The organism is Flavobacterium sandaracinum (assembly GCF_004349135.1).
In the GTDB taxonomy this organism is placed as follows: domain Bacteria; phylum Bacteroidota; class Bacteroidia; order Flavobacteriales; family Flavobacteriaceae; genus Flavobacterium; species Flavobacterium sandaracinum.
Window position 1 is genome coordinate 59,808 of record NZ_SMFN01000004.1, and the last position, 12,105, is coordinate 71,912.

Annotated in this window: 7 protein-coding genes; 3 read left to right on the forward strand and 4 right to left on the reverse strand. The window is 35.5% G+C overall.

Annotated elements, in window-relative coordinates:
• Positions 1-95: 95 nt before the first annotated feature.
• Entirely contained in the window at positions 96-1,700 is a 1,605-nt protein-coding gene (locus E0F91_RS04745; protein ID WP_132065200.1) for a L,D-transpeptidase family protein, read from the forward strand.
• A gap of 143 nt (positions 1,701-1,843) precedes the next feature.
• Entirely contained in the window at positions 1,844-3,883 is a 2,040-nt protein-coding gene (locus tag E0F91_RS04750) for a M13 family metallopeptidase (protein WP_132065201.1), read from the forward strand.
• An 82-nt stretch (positions 3,884-3,965) separates the two neighbouring features.
• Here E0F91_RS04750 and E0F91_RS04755 read toward each other — a convergent pair whose 3' ends face one another.
• Together E0F91_RS04755 and E0F91_RS04760 are read right to left on the reverse strand one after the other, a co-directional pair.
• The gene (locus E0F91_RS04755; protein ID WP_132065202.1) at positions 3,966-4,475 is read right to left on the reverse strand and encodes a nuclear transport factor 2 family protein; all 510 of its coding nucleotides are present in this window, start codon (positions 4,473-4,475) and stop codon (positions 3,966-3,968) included.
• A gap of 4 nt (positions 4,476-4,479) precedes the next feature.
• The gene (locus E0F91_RS04760) at positions 4,480-6,942 is read right to left on the reverse strand and encodes an AsmA family protein (RefSeq protein WP_132065203.1); all 2,463 of its coding nucleotides are present in this window, start codon (positions 6,940-6,942) and stop codon (positions 4,480-4,482) included.
• Positions 6,943-7,386: 444 nt separating this feature from the next.
• Between E0F91_RS04760 and E0F91_RS04765 the strand changes: the two genes are divergently transcribed.
• Positions 7,387-8,967 (forward strand): L,D-transpeptidase family protein, encoded by a 1,581-nt coding sequence (locus E0F91_RS04765; protein WP_132065204.1) that lies wholly within the window; start codon positions 7,387-7,389, stop codon positions 8,965-8,967.
• A gap of 99 nt (positions 8,968-9,066) precedes the next feature.
• Here the strand turns inward: E0F91_RS04765 and E0F91_RS04770 are convergent, their stop codons facing one another.
• Both E0F91_RS04770 and E0F91_RS04775 read right to left on the reverse strand, forming a co-directional pair.
• Positions 9,067-9,381, reverse strand: a complete 315-nt coding sequence (locus E0F91_RS04770; protein ID WP_132065205.1) for an HPF/RaiA family ribosome-associated protein — start codon at positions 9,379-9,381, stop codon at positions 9,067-9,069.
• 469 nt (positions 9,382-9,850) lie between these two features.
• Positions 9,851-11,953, reverse strand: a complete 2,103-nt coding sequence (locus E0F91_RS04775; RefSeq protein ID WP_424955335.1) for a prolyl oligopeptidase family serine peptidase — start codon at positions 11,951-11,953, stop codon at positions 9,851-9,853.
• Between the last annotated feature and the right edge of the window lie 152 nt (positions 11,954-12,105).

Here is a 12,105-nt window from a genome sequence, read left to right on the forward strand (position 1 = left end):
GAAATAACTTTTGTACTATTTACATTCTTAACATTGTTGTTAATGCGTTTTTTACCAACAAATTATTACTGTACCTTTATATAAATAATTATGCCATGAAAAACGTTGTTTTATACATTGCACTTCTATTATTTAGCATTTCAGTTGCTTCTACTTACCGTACTAATTCTAAAACGGTTGCTAATACTTCTTTTGCACATTCAAAACTAAAATACGATCCAGGAAGTTATTCCCTGAAGATTGACAGCACGGTCATTTCCAGATTTTTCAAAACATATCCAAATGTAAAAAAATACAAATCAGATGTTATTGCTTTGTACAAAAAAAGAAATTACAAGTCCATTTGGTTTGACAACCAAGGCATTATTGAGTTTGCCAATTTATTATATTCCAAAGTAAATCAGCTAGAGGACGATGGATTACAGTCCCGGTTTACTTATAAAGAAAAAGCCGACCTGATTTTCAATACAAACAGACAAAACAATCTCACGGTTACTGAAACAGAATTATTACTATCCGCAATGTATATTTTTTATGCAAAGAAAGTGTATAAGGGAATAGAAATTGAAAAGATTAGAGAAATTGGATGGTTTATACCCACAAAAAACCTTTCTTATGCAAGCCTGCTTCAATCTTTGCTAGCTGATCCTCAATTATTAGATAAAAATGAGCAACAGCTGTTTAATCAATATTACAAACTGCGAACTGTTTTAAAAAAATACCGACAAATAGAACAAAATGGCGAATGGAATTTAATAGTTAGAGATTCTTTAATGAGAGAATACAAGCTTGGCGACAACTCAGAAACCATTGGTCAAATCAGAAAAAGACTCGCCGTAACCGGAGATTTACAACACGATTCTAAAAGCACCTTGTACGATGCCGAATTAATGACTGGAATTTTGAACTTCAAGAAAAGAAATGGTTATAAAATAGATCCTATCATTACTTCGAGTCACATTGAGCGCATGAATATTCCCATTGAAAATTATATTAAAACCATTATGGTCAATATGGAACGCTGTCGTTGGATTGCTCCAGAGTTGACAAAAGCAGAAGAATACATCATCATAAATATTCCTTCTTTTAAACTTATTTATAAAAGAAATGGCAAAACCGAACTAGAGTCGAATGTATTTGTAGGCGGAACCATGAATGAAACCTTAGTTTTTAGCAGTTCTATTAGCCATCTTATCTTTAGTCCCTATTGGAATATCCCAACAAGTATTGTTCAAAGTGAAATAAAAACAGCTATCGATCGGGACAAAAACTATTTAGCTGATAATGATATGGAATGGAATAAAGGCAGAGTACGACAGAAACCTGGTCCAAAAAATCCCTTAGGGAAAGTCAAATTCATTTTTCCAAGCGCGTCCGATATTTACTTACACGATTCGCCCGCTAAAAGTTTATTTGAATCTGAATACAGAGCTTACAGTCACGGATGCATTAACGTGAATAAAGCACAAGAATTAGCACATTTAATTTTAAAAAACAATCCTGATTGGCCCGCAGAACGCATCCAGAAAGCAATGGATAGCGGAAAAGAAACTACCTGTATTCTGAAAAATAAAATTCCTGTTCACATTGGATATTTTACCACATGGGTCAATGATTCCGGTGAAATTAGCTTTTATAACGACATTTATTTAAGGGATGATCGTCTGGCTGAAATTCTGTTTTCTGATGATTCCCAATAAAAAAACTGCAGTTTAAAAATCAATTTACTTTACTTTAACAGTGAAGTATACTTCTTCTATTTTTAATTTAAAACACTAACAATCAAATAAATACACTAATTATATATTTTTTAATTATATTTGATATTCTAAAAAACTACCCTATGAAACCATACCCTAAGAAAACCCAACTAGCATTGGCATCTTCCATTTTATTGCTAGCTGCTTTTACCACATTTGAAAAAACAGACAAAACAATTTCCGGAATTAATAAAGACAACATGGACACATCCGTTCGTCCAGGAGATAATTTTGATGCTTATGTAAACGGTACTTGGCTGAAAAAAACTAAAATACCGGATGATAAAGCCTCTTATGGTGTTGGCTACATGGTTCATGAAAAAGCGCAAGAAGACGTGAAAGCCATTATCGAAGCTTCCTCTCAAGGTAATTTTGCAACAGGTTCTGATGAGCAAAAAATTGGAGACTTTTATGATGCCTTCATGGATACAAAAATGAGAGATCAAAAAGGAATTACACCGTTACTCCCTGAATATAAAAAAATTGATGCTATTGCAAATTATACTGATTTAGCGGCTTATTTTGGCTATGCAAATACCTCTGGCAGTACTATTCCTTTTTCCGTATCGGTGATGGAGGACTTAAAAGATCCAACCCAGTACATGCTTATTTCCTGGCAAGGCGGTTTAGGATTACCCGATAGAGAATATTATGCGCTTGAGGATGCCAAATCTAAGGAGATTCAAAAAAAATATGTAACCCATATTGAGAAGATGCTAGAACTTGGCGAGGTACCAAATGGCCCAGAACTCGCTAAAAAAATCATGGCGTTAGAAACGGTTTTAGCCGCTCAGCACATGAAAAAAGAACAAACACGAGACATCATAAAACTGTACAATAAATATGCAATTGCAGATTTAAAGCAACTCATGCCTGATTTTAATTGGGACAGTATGCTAAAAAACGCAGGGATTACGAACCAAAAAAGCATTGTCATTGCACAAATTGATTACCTAAAAGCGCTAAACGGAATCATAAAAACAACTCCTTTAACCACGTGGAAAGCGTATCTAAAATGGAATGTTATTCACGGAGCCGCAAAATCTTTAAATACGGCTTTAGACGATGAAAATTTTAATTTTTACGGCAAAACACTCTACGGAATCCAGGCACAACAACCAATGTGGCGAAGAGGCGTTGATAGAGTAAACAATAGCCTTGGTGAAATAGTTGGGAAGGTTTATGTGAAAAAACACTTTTCACCTGAGGCCAAAGAGCAAGTAACATTGTTAGTAAAGAATCTGCTTAAAGCGTACGGTGAAAGCATCGAAAATCTGGACTGGATGAGTCCCGAAACTAAAAAGCAAGCGTTAGACAAACTCTCTAAATTCAATCCTAAAATTGGTTATCCCGACCAATGGAGAGATTACACTGCCTTAAAAGTTCTTCCGAGAGATTTGTATGGCAACCAACAAAAAGCCACAACTTTTGAATACAACAGACAAATTAATAAATTAGGAAAACCAGTAGACAGAACCGAATGGGGAATGACTCCACAAACTGTAAATGCCTATTACAATCCACCGCTTAATGAAATTGTATTTCCCGCAGCCATATTGCAGCCTCCTTTCTTTGATTTAAAAATAGAAAATGCAGCAAATTATGGTGGTATTGGAGCGGTAATTGGTCACGAAATAGGACATGGATTTGATGACCAAGGAAGTACCTTTGATGGTGACGGAGTGTTGAGAAATTGGTGGACGCCGGGTGATTTAACAGCTTTCAAACAAAAAACAAGTGCATTAGTAGCACAATACAATGATTTCAAAGTATTTCCAGATCTGAATGTTAATGGAGAATTTACTCAAGGCGAAAACATAGGTGATTTAGGCGGATTATCCATCGCTATAAAAGCATACAAAATGAGTTTAGAAGGAAAAGCATCGCCGGTTCTAGACGGCTTCACAGGAGAACAACGTGTTTTGTTAGGCTGGGCACAATGCTGGTTGAACAAATCTCGTGAGGAAGCGTTACGAAATCAAATAGCAACCGATCCGCATTCCCCGGCAAAATTTAGAATTAATGGTGTGGTACGAAATATTCCAGAATTTTATACTGCGTTCAATATAAAACCAACAGATTCCTTGTATTTAGCTCCGGAAAAAAGAGTCAAAATATGGTAATTTTCATTTTAATGAACCTCTGCTAAAACAGAGGTTTTTTAATGCAAAAAAATACGAACCTAAAGCATTACTTTCGAAAATACTACTGTTTAGATTTCAATGATTTTATCATGGCATCTTCCAGAGAAGATTTAACTTTGATAACCGCATTGGAATTTTCATTAGGAATCGTCATCGATAAAACATAGTGTTGTATTTTCCACTGGTTATCAATTTTTATCAAAACACCAGAACCACGGCAAATCTTCATTTGCGTATCTAGCAATTCATCAAACCAAGCAGTTTTGCCAGTTTTATCAAAGAAAACATGGCGCTCTAAAACCGTAAAACTCCACGCTTTCCCTTTGTCGAAATGTGGTTTCGCGTAGGCTTGAAATGCGGTCTTATTCCAATTTTCTGTCGCATCAGTACCTATAAAAACGGCATCATCTGTCATTAAGCTGAAATAGTCGCTATAGTTAGCTTCCGATGCCGCTTTATGCCAAGCATCGAGTATGGCATTTATGTTTGCTGTCGAAAGTGCTTGAGAGTCCATGCTACTTTTGCAGCCGGATAAAGTGAAAACAATCAAAACTACCAGTATTTTTTTCATATCATTAAAGTTTTTCATGGTCTTTATTCCATCTGATTTTTATTTTTCCATCGACATCAACAGCTAATAAATGGAGTACAATTCCTTTCGTACGCTTTTCTGCTTTTTCCACTTCATCTGTGATTTGTTCATCGTTTTTTGGATTCCTCAACGGAATAGTCATCGCTAAATTAGTTCCTCGCCCAAAAGAATAAATACCATTTACATCTAGATTCAACACATTAGAACTTATCTTCAAATCATTTACATCGACTAGACCGCCATTAATTTTAAAATTTCCGGATAAATCACTAAAAACGATATGGTTCACGTTTCTAAAAGGAAAAGCGAACTTACCTATATTTGTAATGGGCTTAAAATCAGTCAATGCTCCTTGATCAACTTTAAATTTAGCCCTGCCAGCTATTGAATTTGTTTTCAATTCTCCTCCAGAAAGAAGCGTACCTTGCACCGAGGTGGAGGCGGAGAGGAGCCCTTTTATATTGTTGGGTTGAAAGGATTGAATTCCAAAATTATTCAACGAAGTCAGAAATCGGGAAATGTCAACACGATTGATTTTTGTATTAGACTTTAGTAGAAAATTATCCCCTTCAGGAACTAATTCCCCATCAAAAGCAATGCTTCCACCAGAACTTTGCACCCAACCATTCTTCACGATTAACTGATTATTGACTAATAAAACAGTTGCTTTAGCATTAGTCGCTTCCAGTTTACTATACACCATATTATCTGCTTTCAAATTCAGCACCACTTGGCATTTATCAATTACAACATACAATTCAGATGAAAAATCATCTTTTGTATTTTTCTTTTTTGATGCTTTTTGACCTGAACTAGTGATAATACCTACAAATTGTTTTATATCTAAAAAAGGAGCATAAATATCCCAATTGACAATCATTTTTTCAGGGTTTTCATAATACAACGTCAGAAAATTGTCAATCTTACCCTCCATAAAAACCTTATTCTTACGGTCTTTAAAATTAATTTTTTTTATCAAAAGTGCTTCTTCTGTAAAATCCAGCTCAATGTCTGTTTTCACAAAAGTTAAATTTCTTGGACCGTAATTTACAGTTGCATTTTTAACGTCTACATTCCCTGTAAACAATGGTTTTTGTATTTTTAAATCTAAGATATCAAATTTAAATTCCAGATTCACTTTGGCTTGACCATCAGAAAAATGAATAAAATCTTTATTCACAATCTCATTCAATCGGGACATATTAAAATCTGATTTAAAACTTCCTGCCGCAGTTGTTTTTTCAAAATTAGAGATAATTCCGATGGGAATAGCAAAAGGAATTGTTTTATATTTCCCTGAAAAATCTGTTAAAGTGATTGTGGAGTTAATGTCATTATAGCCTGCTCCTTTTTTATATTGGTTGGTGAACGTCGCGTCAAAAGTACAGTCGGTAATAATCCCGTCCGGTATCTTGAGTTCATTATTTTTAATTTTTGTGGTTACCACAATTTCCGGATCACCCGTAGCATTCATATCGCCAATAATCGTGCAACCTACATCAATAGGGTTTTTTAAATCAAACTGATCTATTTTTTCCCTGATATTAGCGCTCAATAAAGCAGAAGCATCGCGCCACAAAATCGTAGTTTTTATGGCAATATCAAAAGGAGACTTGTTTTGATCCAAACTAAAATGGGCGTTGATATCAAAAAACTCGGAACCAATTCCAAAATTAGTGGTGGCTACACTAATCTGGTTTTTAGCGTTGGAAAAACCAACTTTCAAAACCCCTTCTACCATTCTGTTTTGAATAAAGCTTCCTCTTTTAGTATTAAAAGCCATACTTTTGGCTAGTGTTTTCAGATACAAATTCGTTTGCCAATTCTCGTTCTCATGATCTATTTGGCTTCGTAGTGCTACTATATTAAAATCAAATAATTTATGTCCCATTTGATTTTCGGAAATGAAATGGACTTGGTCTAAAACTATTTCTTTTACTTTAGAATCGGTGGAGCTTTTTGATTTTTTACTTTTTGGCTTAGGCCTAAAAATGTTCGTGTTTACAATTCCGTTTTTTCCTTTGAACAAATACAAAGTGGCCTGCTGGATTTCTATTTTATCAATGTTGATCTCATTTGAGAGCAATTTTAAAACATCAACACGCACTTCAATTTGCTCCGCTTTGAGCAATGTTCGTTTGTGTAAAGACCACAAACTGTCCTTTAATTCTACTTGGCTTAGCGCTAAGGTCATATTGGGGAAACCCTTTAAGAATTTGTATTTAATATCTCCAATATCGATTGTTCCCGTAATGTTTTCATTAATTTTCGCATTGATCTTTGTGACAATTTCTGCTTTATTATTCTTGAAATAAACTGACAAAACCGCCGAAGCTATGACCAAAAAAGCCACAATCCCCAGAAATAAAAAACCAATTGTTTTGATTATTTTTCGAAAATTTATAGTTTTAAAGTAAGACTTTTTGCGCTGCAAAAATTGATTCATAAGTATTCCTTTACTATTTTATATAAAGGTAGCTAAAAACATTCGGTTACCATATTAAACAAACAAAAACTAGTTTTTCCAGCCACTGAAATTCCTTCTAAAAGCAACACCTCTAAAACTTGTAAAGTGATTCTGAGATCATAGTAACGCATCCTCTAAATCCTTTGAAGTAAAACTTAGAAAATTTCTTTAAATTGTTTCATAATTTTTGGATTTAGAGGTTCCTGTTCGATTCAAAACTCAGCTTTAAAAATAAAACAAAATTTACAACTTATTAATTAACAAGTTTTTATAAAACAATTTCAATTAATTATGACATTTCAAAATTGAGTTTTTGATCTAAACCGCATTAATCTGGGAAACAAACGGCGGTAAAACATATTGAGTTTTGACGTATTTTTGTCTTGCTTTAGACAGAAAAATTTAAGATTTAAAGTTCGAATTATGAGAAAGTTACATTACCAATTATCACTGGTTGTTTTTACACTGCTTCTTACCCTTATTTCTTGTAAAAAGAAAGACACTCCCGGTACAGCGAATCCTGAAACAAGTTTAAATACAATAGAAGTTGCGTTTGACAGCACCCAAATTAAAACCTTCTTTGGAAAATATCCAAAACTACAACCGTATCAAGTAGAGGTTGAAAAATTGTACCGAAAACATCAGTTTCACTACATCTGGTTTGACAAGGATGGTCTAAATGAATTTGCCGGTTTGCTTTACAATAAAGTAAATAGCATGAATTTAGAAGGAATTGAAACCGCCATTCCATATAAAGAAAAATTAGACAACATCTACGATAATCCAGATGACAATCAAAAGGCTAGTATTGAAACGGAGTTACTGAGCTCTTCCTTGTACTTTTTTTATGCAGATAAAGTATACGACGGTATCGACATCCAGAAAACAAAAGATTTAGGATGGTTTTTACCTCGAAAAAGACAATCTTACGTAAATTATCTAGATTCATTGTTAATCAATCCTACGCTAATTCACAAAGAAGAAAAAGGTGTTTTGAAGCAATATTTCCTTTTAAAAGATGTTTTACAGGAATACCGCAAAATAGAAAAAAAAGGCGGATGGAAAGCTATTGCTCTTGATCCAAATATTAAATCCTATAAACCTGGAGATAGCGCTGCGGCTATTGCACAAATCAGAACCCGTTTGTTTATCACCGATGATATTTCACGAGATTCTAAAAGTGCCGTGTATGATACTGAATTAGCCACAGGAATTTTGAAATTTAAAAAGAGAAGTGGTAATACCCTCAACAAAACGATTCTGCCGGAACATGTTAAATACATGAACGTGCCAGTTGCGGAACGCATAAAAACCATCATGGTTAATATGGAACGTTGTCGATGGATATCCAATGATATTACTAAATCTAAAGAATTGATTGTGGTCAACATTCCTGCCTATGAACTGACTTTTTTTAGGGATGGTGAACCAGAGTTACACTCTAAGGTTGTAGTAGGAAAAGCAATGCACAAAACGGTAATTTTTAGTGCACCAATGAAATATATTGTGTTCCGACCGTATTGGAATGTACCAACAAGCATTCTGAAGAAAGAAATTCTTCCTGCCATTGAGAAAAATCCAAATTATTTGGAAGAACACAACATGGAATGGAAAGACAACAATGTAAGACAAAGACCTGGGCCTGAAAATTCATTGGGATTAGTGAAGTTTCTATTTCCCAATTCGAATGCGATTTATTTGCATGACACCCCATCCAAAAGTTTATTTGGAAAAGAAGACCGTGCTTTCAGCCATGGGTGTATTCGAGTAGCCAAGCCAAAAGAACTTGCCGCAGTAATTATGAAAGATGACAAAAAATGGAATCCTGCTAAAATAGAAACCGCAATGAACGGCGGAGAAGAGTTTTGGTACACGCTAAAAAACAAAATTCCGGTGTATATAGGTTATTTTACTGCTTGGGTAGATGAGGAAGGCGTGATTCATTTTTATGAAGATGTCTACAAAAGGGATGAATCTTTAGCAACATTATTGTTTGACAAATGATAGTCAGATTTGCTCAACAATCCTAATCAAAAAAAAATGACACTGACTTATTTAAAAGTCAGTGTCATTTTTTTTATTTATTTACCCAAAGGCGATTCTTTAATACGTTTTCTTTTTTTCGAAAGTTGTTTCCAACACTTTTTTAATTTTATCCAAGGCTCCGTGAAATGCTTTCTCAGTAGTATCGGCATAATTTGTAACGGCCAAGGGCTGCATATTAATTGGTCTGGCTTCGATAAGACATCGTTTGTCGTTGACTCCGGACTTATCACTATTTTCGTCTCCAAGATGCACTTCTAAACGGGTGATTTTATCTTCAAAACGCGCCAAAGTGGTTCCTAATTCATCTGAAATATACGCTTTCAATCGTGCGTTCCCTTCTACGTTATTGTCTGTGTTGATTTGTACTGTCATGTTTTTATATATTTAATGATTGTCTTTCAAATTTAACGAACGAAGTTCCAAAAAACGACTGCATTAATAAAACATTATGAAAATTAAGGACAAAAGAAGTAGATTTTAGTATGGTTTAAAAGTAGTGGATTTGCTTTATTCCCTTTTTCAGGCAATCAATTATGATCGAGGAAAATAGGCCAAGTGGAACAAGAGCCTCTCCTTTGTTTGCAACTTATCTAATCGGTTTTTTTTAGAAGTAGCGCAAAAAAAAACACCAATCTTTCGGCTGGTGTTTTTGAAAATTAGTCTTGTTATTGGATTGGAAACCCTAGTCCTGATAGAAGTGAAAATCCTTTTTCTAGACGCTTTCGGGGTTTTGAACCCTGAAAGCGTTGAAAAAGATTGTAACGGATAGCAGGAAAAAGCTCCTCCCTTCTCCAGAAATTGCGGGATGCGCTCAGGGTAAAATCCTTACCTACAATTACCTTTATTCCAATTCTGGTAATAACACGACTCCCATATTGAATAAGGTAAAGGCCTGAATATCGACATTTTCCTGAATGGTTGCTGCTACAGATTTTCCTGCGCCATGTCCTGCATTGATATCAATACGGATTAGGGTTGGGTTGGTTCCAGTTTGTTTTTCTTGTAATTCGGCTGCAAATTTAAAACTGTGTGCCGGCACTACTCTATCATCGTGATCGCCTGTTGTGACCATTGTAGCGGGATATTGTATTCCTTTTTGAATGTTGTGTACGGGAGAATAGCCTTTGATATAGGTAAACATTTCCTTGCTGTCTTGTGCTGTTCCGTAGTCATACGCCCAACCTGCTCCTGCGGTAAAGGTATGGTAGCGCAACATGTCCATCACGCCTACTGCCGGTAAAGCAACTCGCATCAAATCCGGACGTTGCGTCATCGTAGCACCCACTAACAATCCTCCGTTTGATCCCCCACGAATGGCAAGATAGGATGGCGACGTGTATTTTTGAGCGATCAAATATTCAGCTGCTGCGATGAAATCATCGAATACGTTTTGTTTTTGCATTTTAGTTCCCGCATCATGCCATTTTTTCCCGTATTCGCCACCGCCACGTAAATTTGGAACGGCATAAACGCCTCCATTTTCCATCCAAACGGCATTAGCAATACTGAAACTTGGTGTCAAACTCACGTTGAAACCTCCGTAACCGTAAAGCATCGTTGGATTTGTTCCGTCGAGTTTCAATCCTTTTTTATGGGTGATAATCATTGGGATTTTGGTTCCGTCTTTAGAAGTATAAAACACTTGTTTGGACTCGTATAAATCGCTATTGAAATCTACTTTTGGTTTTTGATATACTGCAGAAATTCCCGTTGCTGGCTCAAATGAAAAGGTAGAACCTGGAGTGATGTAATTCGTGAAAGAATAATACAAGGTTTTCTCTTTTTTCTTTCCGCCAAAACCACCGGCAGTTCCCACGCCTGGCAATTGGATTTCGCGAACCAGTTTCCCAGAATAATCGTATTGTTTCACCACTGAAACGGCATCTTTCATATAATTCGCAAAGAAATATCCGCCACCTGTTGATGGAGACAAAACGTTCTCTGTTTCTGCGATGAAATCTTTCCAATTTTCTGGTTTTGGATTGTTGACATCAACAGTAACGATGCGTTTGTTGGGCGCATTCCAATCGGTTTCTATGAATAATTTTGTGCCTTCGTTTTCGATAATGTTGTTATCACTTTTGAAATTATCCACAATCGTCACAATAGGACTGTTGGGCTTTGTCAAATCTTTGATATACAATTCGTTCCCATAGGTAGAATTTGCTGCTGTGATCACTAAAAAACGATCGTCTTCAGTCACGCCACCGCCTACATAACGTCGTTTTTGATCGGCACCAAAAATAATTTGATCTACTTTTTGTGCGGTTCCTAACTTGTGAAAATACAATTTGTGTTGATCTGTTTTTGCTGATAACTCGCTTCCTTTCGGTTTATCATAACTGGAATAATAGAATCCTTCATTTCCTTTCCAAGAAACGCCACTGAATTTTACATCAACGATGGTGTCTTCGATAATTTTTTGAGTAATGGCATCCATGATGATGACTTTTCTCCAGTCACTTCCGCCTTCTGAAAGTGAATAGGCCACTTTAGAACCATCTTTAGAGAAATTTAATCCACCAAGTGATGTAGTTCCATCTTTAGAAAAGGTGTTGGGATCTAAGAATACGGTTTCGGTCCCTTTAGCATCTTTTCGGTACAAAACGGATTGGTTTTGCAAACCGTTATTTTTATAGTAATACGTAAAATCTCCTTCTTTGAAAGGCGCTCCTATTTTTTCGTAATTCCACAATTTTTCCATTCTTGCTTTTAGCAAATCCCGAAATGGAATCTGAGCCAAATAATCATAGGTCACTTCATTTTGTGCTTTTACCCATGCTCCGGTTTCAGCAGATTTGTCGTCTTCGAGCCAGCGGTACGGATCTGGAAGTTTGGTATCAAAATACACATCAACCGTTTCCCCTTTAGTGGTTACGGGATAAGTTACCTGTTTTGGTTTTTGGTTTTGTGCAAAAGTCGCCATTGCAGAAGATACAGCCATTATTAAAAAAGTTTTTTTCATTAGATTCTGTTTTAGGTTATTACAAAAATAAGGAATTAGTTAGTTTAGTAGCAGTGGGGAAGTCTTAAATAAAACCAAAAAAAACGCTACTCTTTCGAATAGCGTTTTTTAAAATGGTTGACATCAGAACG